We start from the raw sequence: 15,299 nt of genomic DNA, 5'->3' as shown, positions 1-15,299 counted from the left end.
CATTTTATAAATCTCACTAGGTTATTAGTTTTATTAAAATTTATAAATTACATTAAAAATTTTAATAAAACTATTTATCAGTCAATGTTAAACATCTACTCTGACCGGGTGTAACCCTACACCCTCTATCCCCTCTGCAAATGCTTTGGGGAATACTTTTTTTACTATTTGATAAGCTCCATTTAAGTCTGCATTAATTAATATCCCTTTATTTGATTTAAACAAACCTCTCTTAATCCTTCTTTTTTTATTGTAATTTTCTTTTATAGGTAATTCATTGTCTAAAAAGCTAGTACCACTTGTATAACTTTCTTCTGTTAGAATAACATTTATTCCAACATTTTCAGCTTTATATTGTATCATTTCTATAAATCTTTGATGTGGTATACCTACAAATGACTGATTAACTTTTTTACTTAATTTACTTTCTCTTTTCCAATCTTTATTAGTACCAATTACAATAGTGTTACAATTTAAACTTAAAGTATAATCAATCACCATTTTACTAGCTTTATGGAGATAGTCTATGACCTTGTTATTTCTTTTAATAGTTAGTTTATTCATTCTATTAGTTAAATCTATCCCATTCATTCTTTTTGCAACTTTCTTAAAATGAGATAGTTTTTTATTATAGTATTGATTTATTGATTTTAGACTCTTACCATCGACAATAATAGGTTTAGCACCTACATTGTTACAAATGGTTGCTAGATTATCTATTCCAATATCAATACCTATATATCTTCTATTATCAACTTTTGGTTCTTTTATGTCAATTCTATATACCACTTCTATTATAAAATGTTTATTTCTAGGTAAAATTCTTACTTGTTGCAATTTGTTAAGTTTAGTTTTTAAGGTAAAACCGTTGAAACTCTTAGGAAATTTAATCACACCATCTTTTATTTTACAATTGTTGTTAGTTAATATAAGAATGTTTCTTCCATTTTTCTTTAAATATTTTGGAAGTTTAGGTCTACCAGTATACTTATCTTTATTTTTATTCCATTTTTTAATAGATTCAAAAAATGATTTCCAATTCTTTTCTAGTAGTCTTAAACATTGTTGAGCTGACTGTGCAACTGGCATATTTCTATAATCATAATCCATTCCATCTTGTTTTAATAGTTTATCTAATTTAGTATAATTTATAAATTCTCCATTTTTACAAAATTGTTGTCTAATTTGATAATTTGCAAAATTATATAAATTCTTAGACATAAAGCAAAAATTATCTAACATATCATAATACTTATTGTTTTGTCTAATAATATGCTTTTCTACCCTTCGCACTATCATTTTCTCACCTTGCTTTTTTTTCTTTCTTTTATAAAGCCGTTAACTTTCTCTCTCTTCTAATATTGCCTTTATTCTTTTACCTTTTCTTTTATTATACATTCTTATTGAATAACCTATAAACACTATCCTTATCATAATCATATCTACCATTAGATAAAGTTGTAGTTTTTATAATACCTTATTTAACATATTTTGTTAAGATCGGTCTTGGAAAATGTTTTTTATTAAATTTTTTAATATTTATTATGTATTTTAGCAATATCACTTCTCATATTATTATAATCAAACAAAACAAGATAGGACTTTAGTCCTATCTTGTTTTGTTATCTTTCATTTTTACTTCTATTGCGTTTTTGTCTGTTACTTTGTCTTTCTTCTAAATTATTTTTTCCTTCAAATTCACTACCAAATTCAAATCCCATTTTTTGTGCTATTTTTTTAGCTTTATTTTTTGCATTTTTCTTTTTACCCATTTTAATTACCCCTTTTTTTATTTTTCATTATTCAGTTTTCATTTTTATTTTGTGAAAAAGTTTAATTTTAATTCTAGGAAATGAGTGGAATATATTTAATTAAATATAATATTGCATATAAATACAGATGCAATCACTCCTGCCATATGACTAATTAATGCACATACTAGTGTATATCTTATATTTTTTATTTTTAAATTTCCATAATAAATTGCCATTGTATAAAATATGGTCTCCGAAGAACCTACTATTGTTGCTCCCATCTTCTCTTTTATACTGTCTATTCCTACTCTCGATATTATATCTTTATATATAGCAAGCGTTCCACTTCCAGATAGTGGTTTAATTATTATTAGGGATAATAATTCTTTGGGTATACTAAATATTTTAAGTACAGGGTAAAAAAGTCCTTCTAATATCTCTATGCCATAACCAACTTTAAATATTCCAATTGCTAAAAATATTCCAAATATGTACGGTGCTATTTTATAAGTAGTTTTTATTCCATCAAATGCTCCTCTTATAAAGCTTTCGTATATATCTATTCCTTTTAATTTTCCATATGTAATTATTGTCAATATAATAATTGGTATCAGTATATTAGAAAATATATCCAAATCAAAATCTCCTTTCTAATAACTTACAAGAAATTACACCTATTATAGTAGATATAGCTGTTGCAAATAGAGTTGTAATTATTATTTCATTTGGATTTGTAGCTCCTTCATCCATTCTTATCTTAAGTACTGTAAATGGCACTAATTGAACTGAGGACATATTTATAACTAAAAACATAATCATATCATTTGTTGCAGTATTTTTTTGTTTATTGATTTTTTGAAGTTCTTCCATGGCTTTAAGTCCAAATGCCGTAGCTCCATTAGAAGCTCCTAATATATTAAGAGACATATTCATTAAAATATAAGAAAGTGCTTTGCTATTTTTAGGAATAGAAGGAAATATTATTTTCATAACTCCATATAAATATTTCCCTATTCTATCGACAAGTCCTGATTCTTTTGCTATGTTCATAATTCCCATCCAAAGTGTCATTATTCCTATAAGACTTATTACAAATTCTACTCCTTTTGATGTTTCAGTCATTATCACTTTATTTAATTCATCAAGTCTTCCCATAAATATACTATTTATTATTCCAATAGATAGCATATAAAACCATATTTTATTCATAAAAAACCCTCCTCATTAATTTTATGAGAAGGGTTTATCTAATATTATATAATTTCTTTTATTTTTAAAAGTATATCTTTAAAGTTATTAAACTCTATAAAATCTATATTTTCTTCTTTTAAGTGATTTGCTAGTTCTCCTTTTGCAAATATATAATCCCCAAGTTTTGCTGCACATCTATCTGAATATCCATCTCCTATATATATAATCTTTTTATTTTCTATATTTACATTAGTTATTATATTGCGTTTACAGTTACCACATTTTTTACAATCTTCATTTACATTTGGATAAAATCCCATCAATTTTTTTCCTTCAAATTGAAGCATATTCGAAAAGCAAATAACCCCTATTATTTCATTTTCTTCCAGTATGGTTTCTATATTAAAATCAAATCCATCACTTACTATATAGAATTCTATCACTTTCTCTTTTATATACTCCATAAATTCTTTAAAATAAGGGTCTATTTTTATATTTTTTATAAATTCTCTTAATTTATGTTCATCTGTATCTATCATTTCAAGTATTTTTTGACTTACTTCTGATCCACTGCATTTTCCACAAATCCACATTTCGTCAAGTTTTCTCCAATCCCCTACTGAAAACTCATCTGCCATGGCGTTGACAGTATCATTTAATGTTATAGTTCCATCAAAATCACATATTATAATGTATTCCACGATTTCTCCGTTGACTTAAATCTAATAAAACCTATTGCAAAGCTTCTTTATAAGTCAACAAATTTCACCCCCTAGTTTTTTTAGTTGCTTTACATTTTTGCATTAATTATATCAAAAAATAGATTTAATTAAAATAATTTTAAAAACATTGTTAAATTTTTAATATTTATAATATTATTGTTAAGTGTTCAAAATACTGATACAATTTAAAAAGGAAATACAGAGAAAAGGATGGTAAACTATGAGAAATTTAACTTTACTTACTGATTTATATCAATTGACCATGATGAACGGTTATTTTCAAGAAAATATCCACGAAGATATTGTTGTATTTGATATGTTTTTTAGAAAAAATCCTTGTAATGGCGGATATACTATTGTATGTGGAATAGAACAACTGGTAGATTATATAAATAACTTAAAATTTAAAGATGAAGATATAAAATACCTCGAAAGCCTTAACTTGTTTTCAAAAAATTTTTTAGATTTCTTAAGAGATTTTAAATTTACAGGAGATATATATTCTGTAGAAGAAGGATCTGTAATGTTTCCAAATGAACCTATAATAAGAGTTAAAGCTCCTCTTTATCAAGCACAACTTATAGAAACTACACTTTTAAATATAATAAATTTTCAATCTTTAATTGCAACTAAAGCTTCTCGTGTGTGTTTTGCAGCACAAGGAAATCCTGTTCTTGAATTTGGATTAAGACGAGCTCAAGGACCTGATGCTGGAATTTACGGAGCTAGAGCTGCTATTATAGGAGGATGCAGCGGAACTGCAAATGTGCTTGCAGGTAAAATGTTTAATATACCTATAGTTGGAACTCACGCTCACAGTTGGGTTCAAAAATTTGATTCTGAAATAGAAAGTTTTAGAGCATACGCTAATGTATATCCAAATAAAGCTCTTTTATTAGTCGACACATATGATGTTTTAAACAGTGGTGTTCCAAATGCTATTAAAGTTTTCAATGAACTCAAAGAAAAAGGATACAAACCATTGGGAATTAGAATAGATTCAGGTGATCTTGAATACGTTTCAAAAGAAGCTAGAAAAATGCTAGATAATGCTGGTTTTGAAGATGTATCCATTGTTGCATCTAATGATTTAGATGAATACAAAATATTAAATCTCAAAAGCTTAGGTGCAAAAATAAATAGCTGGGGAGTTGGAACAAAACTTATTACTTCAAGCGATTGTCCAGCTTTAGGCGGTGTTTACAAACTATGCGCATCTGAAGAAAACGGAAAATTAGTTCCTAAAATAAAAATATCAGAAGATCCTGAAAAAATAACAAATCCAGGATATAAAAAAGTAATAAGAATATACAATAAACACAATAAAGCCGAAGCTGATTTAATACTACTACACGATGAAGTTATAGATACAAATAAAAATCTCACTGTATTCCATCCAATATATACATGGAAGAAAAAAACATTTAAAGAGTACTATGTTAAAGAACTATTAAAACCTTTATTCTTAAATGGCAAATGCTTACACGAAAGAAAAAGTGTAATGGATATTAGAGAATACACTAAAAATGAACTCAATACTTTATGGCCTCAATATAGAAGAATAGATTCTCCCGAAGAATACAAAGTCGACCTCTCAAAAAAACTTTGGGAACTAAAAACTAATATGCTAAATGAAAAAAAACAAAAATAATTATACAATAAGGCTTGTAACAGTTAAATATTAACTATTACAAGCCTTCTATATCAACTATACATTATCAGCTGTTTTAAATTCATTTTCTATGTATTTTTCTGCCATTACCGAAGCTATAGCCCCATCTCCAGCTGCAGTAACAACTTGTCTTAAAATTTTATCTCTGCAATCTCCTGCTGCAAATACACCAGGTATATTTGTTCTCATATTAGAATCTGTAACAATATATCCATGTTTCATTTCTAGTTTATCTTCAAATAATTTTGTCTGAGGAGCAAATCCTATGAATATAAATACTCCAAAAGTTCCATCATCTTCATCTGCAAAATATTCTGTTATTTCACCAGTTTTATTGTTTAGAAGAACCATAGATTCTAATATTCCATCACCTTTTAACTCTTTTATTTCTACATTCCACATTATTTCAACTTTTTCATGATTTAATACTTTTTCTTGTATAGACTTAGCTGCAGTAAGTTGAGAACTTCTCGATAGTATAGTTACCTTTCTGGCAAATTTCGTTAAAAACATAGCTTCTTCACATGCAGAATCTCCTCCGCCAACTACAAATACTTCTAAATCTGTAAAAAATGATCCATCACAAGTAGCACAATAAGATACTCCTTTTCCTGTAAGTTCTTTTTCTCCAGGAACATTTAGTTTTCTAGGACTTGCTCCAGTTGCTATAATTACAGCTTTTGCCTTGTATTCTCCCTTTTCTCCTTTTAAAATTTTTATTTTTTCATCTAATTCAATTTTTGTAATTTTATCCTTTATTCTTTTTGCTCCAAATTCATCACATTGTTCAACCATTCTAGCAATTAAACTCGGTCCAGTAGCATTTTGAATTGAGCCTGGATAATTTGCTACCTCATCTGTAGTAACTATTTGTCCCCCTGTCTTATCCTTTTCTATTATAAGAGTGTTCATTTTTGCTCTAGCTCCATAGAGCCCTGCTGAAAGTCCTGCTGGACCTGCTCCTATTACTATTAAATCATATTCCATATTATCTACCCCTTTTCTATGTTAAATTTTTTCTTTTTTAAGCTCTTTAAGTAATGAAAAACACCCCAAAATCATTATTATCGCAAATGGAAAAGCTGCAGCTATTGATGCTGTTTGCAGTGTTTTTAGTCCCCCTCCAAGAAGCAATACAATAGCCATAAGAGATTGAACAATACCCCAAATTACTTTTTTTCTTGTACTTGGATTTAAGTCTCCATTTGAGGACATCATTCCAAGAACAAATGTCGCTGAATTTGCAGATGTAACAAAAAATGTACACAATAATATTACTGCTATAAATGATATTGTCATTCCCAAAGGGTATTTATTCATTACAACAAAAAATGCAGTTTCTGTAACTTTAATTGCTTCTTTAGCTATTTCTTCACCAAGATTTATACCTAAAGTTCCAAACACAGCAAACCACAAAAAACTTCCAAGTGTTGGAACCAAAAGAACTCCTATGACAAACTCTCTTATAGTCCTACCTTTTGAAATACGGGCTATAAATGTCCCAACAAACGGAGCCCAAGCAATCCACCATGCCCAATAAAACAATGTCCAAGTTCCTAACCATGAATTATCCCCAAAGGCCTCAATTCTAAAACTATCCACTATAAAGTTATCTAAATAAAGTCCAACTCCATTGATGAAAAAATTTATTATTTTTACGGTAGGTCCCAAAAAAAACGCTAAAACCATCAACATAAACGCTATACCTAAATTGAGATTTGATAAGAACTTAATCCCCTTGTCAAGACCTGTAACTGCTGTAAATATAAATAAAAATGTAACTATAACTATAATAGTAATTTTAGAAACCGTATTAATTGAAATGCCAAAAAGATAGTTAAGACCACTATTTATTTGAATTGTCCCAAGTCCAAGAGAAGTTGCAACACCTGCAACAGTTGCAAATATTGCTAATATGTCTATACATTTTCCTATAGGTCCATTTACTCCTTTTTTGCCTAATATAGGAATAAAAATATTGCTAATAAGCCCTGAAGTGTTCTTCCTAAATTGAAAATAAGCAAGAGCCAATGCCAAAATACTGTAATTTGCCCAAGGATGAAATCCCCAGTGAAAAAAAGAAGTTTTAATGGCAAGATTAGCTGCCTGAGAAGTACCCCCCTCAGCCATTCCCATAGGCGGATTTATAAAATGATTAAGAGGTTCTGCAACTCCCCAAAAAACAAGTCCTATACCCATACCTGCACTAAATAACATTGCAAACCACGAAACATAACTGTATTCAGGCTGTGAATCATCTGCTCCAAGCCTAATTTTTCCGTATTTACTGCAAGCTAATGCTATTACAAATACTACAAAGAAAAACATTGATAAAAGGTACATCCACCCAAAAGTATCACGCAAAAATACATACAATCCATTTGACGCTTTTCTAAATCCATCTAGAGAAACCAATCCCCAAATAACTATCGCAAATACAATAATTAACGATATATAAAATACTTTATCGTTCTTTTTTTCTTTGATATAAGTATTCCCATCACCCAAAATTACTCCCCCTCTATACTTAACTCATATAATTACAACTCCGCTATCAAATCTCCATTTCCATTTATAAATTTTTCTACATTTGTAAGTTAATTTCCTTCTTTAATCTTATATATTAACTCTTTGGAATTTTTATTTCGTCGCAGTGATATATATTTAACAAACGCTTTTTTAAAAAGGAGTGATAGTTTCTATCACTCCTTTGCTTTTTAATTGTTAAATTTACAGAATTCTTCCCTTATATTTTTCATTTCTTCTATGATTTCATCTACATCAAGAACCATTTCCATCATTCCAATCTGATCTTCATAAACAGATTCATCTACTTCCCCCTTAAATTCTGGTTCTACTGCATGATATACTCTAAGTCCAAGTTCAACACCTGCAAGCGGACCTGCAAAAGTTGGATCTCCTGCAGTTACTGTTTCTGCTGCAAGACCTGCAGCTTCAGCTTCAGCGGCACCTAGAATAACAACTACATTTTCAGCTCCATATTTTTCAGTTAAATCTTTAACTCTTTGTTGATTTTCTAGGTCCATAGCTCCTGCAGCAGTTCAGACAAAACACTCTGTTGATGAAAAAACTACTTCAGCTCCAGTACCTTTAAGGCATTCTTCTATTGCTGGACCTGGTATCCCATCTCGGTCACCAATAATGATGACTTTTTTACCATCATATAATCCCATAATCATACACCCTTTCTTTGTTTATTTTTTATTTATATTTTAACTTTATAAACAGTTTGATCTTTAGCATCATCAGTTAATGCATCTAAAGCAACCCCAACCCTATGATATCTCAATTTCCATTGTTCTTCTTTGCTTGTAGATGGATCTCCCAATGGATAAGGTATTGAAATTGTTGGCACTATCTTATTTGATCCCACAGTTTTAGCAACTGGTATTAAATTAGCCATTTGAACAACTGGTATTCCAGCTCTTTCTATTTCCTTTACTATTGTTGCACCGCAACGTGTACAAGTACCTCATGTAGAAGATAATATAACTGCATCTACACCTTCTTTTTTAAAATATTCTACCATTTCTTTCCCCATTCTCGAAGCCTCTGCTTGAGTAGTTCCAGTACCAACAGTTGTATAGAAAAACTCATGAAGTTTGCCAATTTTTCCTTCTCTCTCATAAGCTCTCAATACATCTATCGGAACTATAATATTAGGATCAGCATCAGCAGCAGCTGGATCAAATCCCGCATGTATTGTTTTAAATACTCCAGCTTCTAATCTTTCCATCCCTTTTATACTATATCTTCCCCATCTAGTTGCAGAAGCAGATTGTATTTTATCTGGATTATCAACTGGTACTATACCACCAGTAGTTGCAAAAGCTATAGTCGCCTTACTTAAATCTTTTATTGGTTCTGCTATTTTTACTCTATCTAATTTAGGAATAGGTAACTCAGTTTTAAACTTTTCTCCGTTTATTTTTTTAAGAAGCATTTCAACAACACGCTCATAAGCAGGCTTAGCATCTTCTAACCAATATTGATGTCTAATTCCCCTTAAAAAATATCCTTCTTCTTCAGCTGTCCCTAATTTTTCACCGTTTAATATCTTATTTGCATATGTAGCTATTTTCTTTATATCTTTTCTCATCGCAGCAGCACTTTTTCCGCCTGGGAATATTATTACATCCTTTTTAAACATTTCAACTCCTGGATTTTCTATATGCATAGAAGATATGACAGGAACGTTAAATTTCTCTTTTACGGCTTTACATATAACCCCACAAGCATTTCCGTATCTACCCGCTTGAAATGCCGGCCCAGCAATAAATATATCGAATTCTTTATCTTCTAAAAATCCTAATATTGTATTTACCGCTTCTTCTTCATTAGATCCCATAAAATTATCTCCACATATAATAGTATGTGTAACCTGTGCATCTAATTGTTTATTAAATTCCATAGCAGGTCCCACTAAACCCTCTCTAATTTCAGGGGCAAAATCAGCTTTATCTTCTCCACCAATTTGCCCAAAAAACTGATTTACATAAATTATAGCTTTCTTCATCTTTATACCCCCCTAAAATTCTTTCATTGTCTTTGGAGACCACCCAACAACTTGATCACCACAAAACATCGAGTTGTTTTCCATTATTATAGATCCATCTTCCCTCACAGATGGTCCTAATACTTCATCATGCGCCCATCCACCAGATAATCCATCTCTTGCTAAAGACTTAAGTTCTCCTATTACAGTTTCCATTGGAGAAAGCTCTATTAATTCTGACACATTACCACAAGAAACTATAGCATCGGCTTTCTCATCAAGTGTAACTAAAGGTTGAGATTGCCCATCTCTACCTGTACACTCATTTGTAAGTCCAACTGTTTTAATTCCTTCATTCTCAAGCGCTACTATACAAGCTATAAAATCTGCATCTGGATTTCCGTACCCTTCTTCAGCAACTATCGCCGCATCTGCACCTAATGATTTTGCAATTTGAGATACAAATAAAGCCGATCTCTCTTTTTGATCTAGGGCAACATTTAAATTCGATGCTATTATTCCTAAAAAATTAATTGTTTTTCCATGTTCTTTGTATAACCTTTTAATAACTGGGAAGTTTTGAAAATCATATGTTGACCACTTAGATGAAGAAGGCATAAAACTTCCAGAAATAAATGCTCCATCTAGTACTTCATTTGGATGCATAAAAGTCGGTACAAAATGATTCATATCCCATCCGTAAACCAAATCATTATATCCCATTTCTTCCATTTGAGATTGACATTGCATAACAAATACTACACTTGGTAAATCGTTTACCTCTTTTGCACGCTTAGTTATTGGTTCTAATTCATACGTTTCTATTTCTTCTGGCTCTAATTCTTTCACTGCATTACCTATGTATTCAGCAAGTCTCATACCCGCCCATCTTAAAGCACGATTTTTCTTTTGTTGTTCTCTTTTTTCAAAATCTTCATCAGTATCTGCAACTAAAACTATATTTTTAAGTTGTGAAAAATAAGTATATTTAGCTCCTTCACCACTCATATCTATTAATCCATCTTGAAAACCACCCCAATGTTTTCCAACAACTAATACACTACATCCTTTCAATGCATGCGTTCTTCCATTGCCAGCTTTTACAACATCACCTGTAACTCCTGGAAATAAAGGATCTCCATTTAGTTTAACTCTCGGTTCAATTGCTTCTTTAACCGGAACTAAGCGAACGTTTTCCCCAGGTTTAACAATTTTTATATCTGCTTCAATAATATGTTCATCTTCCTTGACAAAAGCCAATGCCTCTTCTTTATTAATTGTCAAAATTCCATTTTCATAAAAAGTTTTATCTCCAAATACAATATCTTTAACATAAAAATTACCTATTTCTAATTTCACCACTTAACACTCCTTTCATTTTAATAATACCGTTCAGAATATTCAATAATATGTTAATTGATTAACTTGTAATCATGATAACATAATCATGATTACTTTTCAATCATGATTATAAATTTTATTTATAAAACTTTTCGACATTATAAAATATATTTATACCTTTTATGAATTTTTATAATTATATTATATTTCAACTGTTTATTTTGTTTAATTTTTATTAATATTGTATATTTTTGTTGCAACTTATTATTTTTGCATATTATTATCTATTATAGTATTATTTTAATGAGGTGAAATGATAATGGAAGGTAAAAAACTAAAAAGAAATAGAATGTTGACTTGTTTTATAGATGCAGCAACTGAAATCATCGAAAAAGAAGGAATTAATGGAGTTACTATTAGAAAAGTTGCAAGTATATCTGGTTATAATAGTGCGACTATATACAATTATTTTGAAAATCTAAATCACTTAATATTTTTAGCTTCAATGAAATTTATCAGACCATATACAGAAAATTTATCTAATTATATTAAAGACTCAAAAAATGCATTAGATAAAACACTATCAGTATGGGAATGCTTTTGTCATTACTCATTTAAAAATCCAGAAATATATTATTTTATTTTCTTTACTAAATTGAATAATTCTATAAACAACTACATAAAAGAATATTACGAAATATATCCCCAAGAATTGATTTCCTCAAATCAAAATATTACAACAATGCTATTAAAGCACAATATTTACGACCGTTCTCTTATATTATTAGAAGAATGTGTTAAAGAAGGATTTATAAATAAAAAAGATATTTTTGAAATAAACGAAATGTTCATGTTCATCTATAAAGGCATGTTATCTAAAATTATGGAAAAAGAGATTGATGATTCCATTGACAATTTAGTTAGTAAAACAATAAAGTATATTAAAATTTGTTTTAATGGTTATCTCGACAACCAATTCCAATGCAAGTTATCTTAAATGAGCTTGCATTTTTTTCATTCCATAACTTCCCTTGTTATTATTAAAAAAAATGAAAAAACTATATATATAATTATATATTATAAAAATCTACAATATACTCTACTAATTGACAAATATTTATATTAAAATAAAACTATATAATTTTATTTTAATATAGCTTGAGAAAGGAAGTTTTTATATGAAAAAAAGATGCGTAGTTTTTGTAACAATAGTTGTTATAGCTCTTGAACTTTTAATAGGTTGCACTAATCAATCAATTAAAAAAACAGTTGAAAAACCAGCAGTAACTGAAAAACCTAAAATACAAAATGAAAATATTTTTTACGTCAAACCAGCGGAATTAAATGTAAGAGAAAATCCTTCTAAAAAATCAAGTGTTTTAGACAAACTAAAAAAATTCAATAAAGTAGTAGTTTTAGAAGAATATAAAGAAAAAAACGAAAATGAAGAAGTTATATCAATTTGGTATAAGGTGAAATTTACAAACGAACAAAATGAAGAAAAAACAGGATGGATATCTTCTGATTATGTCGTAAAAACTAGAGAAGAAATTTTAGATGAAAATTTAAAGGGAATTGATTTGTCACCTCTTAAAAAAACATCTGAATACACCAATAATAAGAGAATAAATGTAAGGGGAATTTATGTAACTATTAATTCTGCAATAGGTAAAAGATTAGAAAAACTCATAGAGCTTTCTAAAAACAGTGAAATTAATACATTTGTGATAGATGTAAAAGATGACTATGGTAAAATGCTATTTAAAACAAATGCTGCTCAAAAATATGCTCCAAATGCCAACGAAGGAGCTCTTTCAAAGGAAGATATGAAGAATTTAATTAAAAAATTAAAAGAAAACAACATATATTTAATAGCTAGAATTGTAACATTTAAAGATCCTACTTATACAGAGTATTATCCTGAAAGAGCAATCATCGATAAGAGAACAGGTAAAACTTTTGTAAGTAAAGATAAGTTAAAATGGGCATCTCCTCACGATAGAAATCTTTGGGAATATGATGCTTCGGTAGCTAAAGAAGCAGCTCAAATAGGGTTTAATGAAATTCAATTTGACTATGTTAGATTCCCTGCATCAAATGGCGGAAAATTAGATAAAATATTAGATTACAGAAACTCCAACAACGATGTAAGTAAAGCTCAAACAATTCAAAGCTTTTTAAAGTATGCAAGGAAAATTCTCTCTGAAGAAAATGTTTATATCAGTGCTGATATATTCGGTCTTGTAAGTTCTGTTACAGATGATATGGGTCTTGGTCAATACTGGGAAGCTATAAGTAATGTTGTAGATTATATATGTCCTATGATGTATCCAAGCCATTATGGGTATACTGTTTACGGTCTTGATGTTCCCGATGCTCATCCTTATGAAACAGTTTTTCAAAGCGCAAAGGATTCAATTAAAAGAAATAAAAATATAGATACTCCTGCTACTATTAGGCCATGGATTCAAGATTTTACTGCAACTTGGATTAGAGGTCATATAAAATACGGTGAAAACGAAGTTAAAGCTCAAATAAAAGCTCTAAAAGACAACGGAATAAATGAATATATATTATGGAATGCAGGAAATAAATACAGCTTTGAATAATCGGAGGGATATTTATGAAAAATAAAATTTTTATATTTTTACTAATAATATCATTTATAATGACAGGTTGTACAAAAAAGGCTTCAAATGAAGCCTTAAAAGAACCTAAAATTAATGAAAAAAAAGAAGAATTAAAAAATAATATAGATTACAAAAAAATAAAACCCAACGAGCTTGGAAAAATAATGATACTTATGTATCACAACATTGGTGAAAAAGAGTCAACATGGACAAGAACTCCTGATAACTTCAAAAAAGATTTGAATACTTTATACGAAAAAGGATACCGAGCTATAAGTCTTACAGATTATGTGAATGGAAACATAAATACCCCTGCTGGATTTACTCCTGTTGTTATAACATTTGATGATGGAAATGAAAATAATTTTAGAGTTTTTGAAGAAAATGGAATAATAAAAATCGATCCAAACTGTGCCGTTGGAATATTAGAAGAATTTAAAAAGTCTCATCCAGATTTTAATACAACAGCTACATTTTTCTTAAATTCTAATATATTCAATCAACCCGAATACGTAGAATATAAACTTAAATTTTTAATAAAAAACGGATACGACATAGGAAATCATACATTAAATCATACAGATCTTTCTAAAGTAGATAAACTTAAAATACAAAATGCAATAGGAAAAGAAATAGAACTTATAAAAAAATATATACCTAATTATTGTATAAATACTTTAGCTTTGCCATTTGGAGGCAAACCTAAAGGAGAAAATTACATTTATACAGTTAAAGGAAATTATAATTCTATACAATATGAAAATAAAGCTGTATTATTAGTAGGATGGGATCCATATAAATCCCCTTACCATAAAAATTTCAATCCTTCTAAAATTCACAGAGTAAGAGCAAGTGAAATAAATGTAGATGGAGTTGGAATGTACGACTGGATAAAAAAATTCGATGAAGGGAAAGAAGTTAAATTTATAAGCGATGGAAATAGTTCTACTATAGTTATCCCAGAAAATTATAAAGATGTAATAAATCAAAATATATCTGATAAAAAAATAATTACTTATTAAAAAAAGTCTTGTAATAAAATTTTATTACAAGACTTTTTTATGCAAATTAACTATTGGTGACCCCTAGGGGATTCGAACCCCTGTTACCGCCGTGAAAGGGCGGTGTCTTAACCACTTGACCAAGGGGCCATTTTTGGCTCCAAGGGTGGGACTCGAACCCACAGCCTATCGGTTAACAGCCGAGTGCTCCACCATTGAGCTACCTTGGAACATAAAAAAACGTGGCTACGTCCTACTCTCCCAGGAGGTCTCCCTCCAAGTACCATCGGCGCTGAGGAGCTTAACTTCTGTGTTCGGAATGGGAACAGGTGTATCCTCCTCGCTATTGTAACCACATAATCTTTATTTTTTCATACTTTCAAAACTGCACAGATTTATTGGTCAAGTCCTCGACCTATTAGTATCCATCAGCTGAACTCATTACTGAGCTTACACCTTGGACCTATCTACC

The 15,299-nt window shown here is 29.6% G+C and carries 14 protein-coding genes, 2 tRNA genes and 1 rRNA gene; 4 read left to right on the top strand and 13 right to left on the bottom strand.

The annotated features are described in order from the left end of the window. Positions 1–87 precede the first annotated feature (87 nt). From BUA19_RS08575 to BUA19_RS08560, 5 genes are all read right to left on the bottom strand, one after another. Positions 88–1,299, bottom strand: a complete 1,212-nt coding sequence (locus tag BUA19_RS08575) for an RNA-guided endonuclease InsQ/TnpB family protein (protein WP_072725634.1) — start codon at positions 1,297–1,299, stop codon at positions 88–90. 323 nt (positions 1,300–1,622) lie between these two features. Then, a complete protein-coding gene (locus BUA19_RS11765; RefSeq protein WP_178137477.1) occupies positions 1,623–1,772 on the bottom strand; it encodes a hypothetical protein in 150 nt (49 codons plus the stop codon). Between the two features lie 95 nt (positions 1,773–1,867). After that, a complete protein-coding gene (locus BUA19_RS08570; protein ID WP_072725632.1) occupies positions 1,868–2,389 on the bottom strand; it encodes a spore maturation protein in 522 nt (173 codons plus the stop codon). 1 nt (position 2,390) lies between these two features. Continuing rightward, positions 2,391–2,963 (bottom strand): nucleoside recognition domain-containing protein, encoded by a 573-nt coding sequence (locus BUA19_RS08565; protein ID WP_072725631.1) that lies wholly within the window; start codon positions 2,961–2,963, stop codon positions 2,391–2,393. Positions 2,964–3,007: 44 nt separating this feature from the next. Continuing rightward, positions 3,008–3,646: an MtnX-like HAD-IB family phosphatase gene (locus BUA19_RS08560; RefSeq protein ID WP_072725629.1), complete on the bottom strand. Its 639-nt coding sequence runs from the start codon at positions 3,644–3,646 to the stop codon at positions 3,008–3,010. Positions 3,647–3,887: 241 nt separating this feature from the next. On the opposite strand from BUA19_RS08560, the gene BUA19_RS08555 reads away from it, so the two are divergent. Next, a complete protein-coding gene (locus tag BUA19_RS08555) occupies positions 3,888–5,318 on the top strand; it encodes a nicotinate phosphoribosyltransferase (RefSeq protein WP_072725626.1) in 1,431 nt (476 codons plus the stop codon). Positions 5,319–5,375: 57 nt separating this feature from the next. Here the strand turns inward: BUA19_RS08555 and trxB are convergent, their stop codons facing one another. From trxB to BUA19_RS08520, 5 genes are all read right to left on the bottom strand, one after another. Beyond that, a complete protein-coding gene (trxB, locus tag BUA19_RS08550) occupies positions 5,376–6,326 on the bottom strand; it encodes a thioredoxin-disulfide reductase (RefSeq protein WP_072725624.1) in 951 nt (316 codons plus the stop codon). 21 nt (positions 6,327–6,347) lie between these two features. After that, entirely contained in the window at positions 6,348–7,847 is a 1,500-nt protein-coding gene (locus tag BUA19_RS08545; protein WP_278280462.1) for a glycine betaine uptake BCCT transporter, read from the bottom strand. Between the two features lie 209 nt (positions 7,848–8,056). Beyond that, positions 8,057–8,533, bottom strand: a complete 477-nt coding sequence (gene grdA / locus BUA19_RS08540; RefSeq protein ID WP_084602012.1) for a glycine/sarcosine/betaine reductase complex selenoprotein A — start codon at positions 8,531–8,533, stop codon at positions 8,057–8,059. 32 nt (positions 8,534–8,565) lie between these two features. Beyond that, positions 8,566–9,876, bottom strand: coding sequence for a betaine reductase selenoprotein B (gene grdH / locus BUA19_RS08525; RefSeq protein WP_084602011.1), 1,311 nt, complete (start codon positions 9,874–9,876; stop codon positions 8,566–8,568). A 12-nt stretch (positions 9,877–9,888) separates the two neighbouring features. Continuing rightward, complete coding sequence (locus BUA19_RS08520; RefSeq protein ID WP_072725613.1) at positions 9,889–11,214, bottom strand: glycine/sarcosine/betaine reductase component B subunit; 1,326 nt, start codon at positions 11,212–11,214, stop codon at positions 9,889–9,891. A 301-nt stretch (positions 11,215–11,515) separates the two neighbouring features. On the opposite strand from BUA19_RS08520, the gene BUA19_RS08515 reads away from it, so the two are divergent. The 3 genes from BUA19_RS08515 (at position 11,516) to BUA19_RS08505 (ending at position 14,848) form a co-directional block, all read left to right on the top strand. Next, positions 11,516–12,193 carry a TetR/AcrR family transcriptional regulator gene (locus tag BUA19_RS08515; protein WP_072725611.1) on the top strand — a complete coding sequence of 226 codons (678 nt, stop codon included), beginning with the start codon at positions 11,516–11,518 and terminating at the stop codon, positions 12,191–12,193. A 181-nt stretch (positions 12,194–12,374) separates the two neighbouring features. After that, on the top strand, positions 12,375–13,805 hold the full coding sequence (locus tag BUA19_RS08510; RefSeq protein ID WP_072725609.1) for a putative glycoside hydrolase: 1,431 nt from the start codon (positions 12,375–12,377) through the stop codon (positions 13,803–13,805). A 14-nt stretch (positions 13,806–13,819) separates the two neighbouring features. Then, positions 13,820–14,848 (top strand): polysaccharide deacetylase family protein, encoded by a 1,029-nt coding sequence (locus tag BUA19_RS08505; RefSeq protein ID WP_072725608.1) that lies wholly within the window; start codon positions 13,820–13,822, stop codon positions 14,846–14,848. Positions 14,849–14,902: 54 nt separating this feature from the next. Here BUA19_RS08505 and BUA19_RS08500 read toward each other — a convergent pair. The 3 genes from BUA19_RS08500 to rrf form a co-directional block, all read right to left on the bottom strand. Further along, positions 14,903–14,977, bottom strand: a tRNA-Glu gene (locus BUA19_RS08500). A gap of 5 nt (positions 14,978–14,982) precedes the next feature. Further along, positions 14,983–15,057 (bottom strand) — tRNA-Asn (locus BUA19_RS08495). Positions 15,058–15,067: 10 nt separating this feature from the next. Further along, a 5S ribosomal RNA gene (gene rrf / locus BUA19_RS08490) occupies positions 15,068–15,184 on the bottom strand. Between the last annotated feature and the right edge of the window lie 115 nt (positions 15,185–15,299).

Source organism: Tepidibacter thalassicus DSM 15285 (genome assembly GCF_900129915.1).
Taxonomy (GTDB): Bacteria; Bacillota; Clostridia; order Peptostreptococcales; family Peptostreptococcaceae; genus Tepidibacter; species Tepidibacter thalassicus.
The sequence above is the reverse complement of the archived record's forward strand: the minus strand, read 5'-3'. Positions and strand labels throughout refer to the sequence as shown.

Bases quoted from the DNA above. Each gene is read 5' to 3' on its own strand.
- BUA19_RS08575 (WP_072725634.1), bottom strand. From the start codon at position 1,299: ATGATAGTGCGAAGGGTAGAAAAGCATATTATTAGACAAAACAATAAG.
- BUA19_RS11765 (WP_178137477.1), bottom strand. From the start codon at position 1,772: ATGGGTAAAAAGAAAAATGCAAAAAATAAAGCTAAAAAAATAGCACAA.
- BUA19_RS08510 (WP_072725609.1), top strand. From the start codon at position 12,375: ATGAAAAAAAGATGCGTAGTTTTTGTAACAATAGTTGTTATAGCTCTT.
- trxB (WP_072725624.1), bottom strand. From the start codon at position 6,326: ATGGAATATGATTTAATAGTAATAGGAGCAGGTCCAGCAGGACTTTCA.
- BUA19_RS08565 (WP_072725631.1), bottom strand. From the start codon at position 2,963: ATGAATAAAATATGGTTTTATATGCTATCTATTGGAATAATAAATAGT.
- BUA19_RS08515 (WP_072725611.1), top strand. From the start codon at position 11,516: ATGGAAGGTAAAAAACTAAAAAGAAATAGAATGTTGACTTGTTTTATA.
- BUA19_RS08555 (WP_072725626.1), top strand. From the start codon at position 3,888: ATGAGAAATTTAACTTTACTTACTGATTTATATCAATTGACCATGATG.
- BUA19_RS08505 (WP_072725608.1), top strand. From the start codon at position 13,820: ATGAAAAATAAAATTTTTATATTTTTACTAATAATATCATTTATAATG.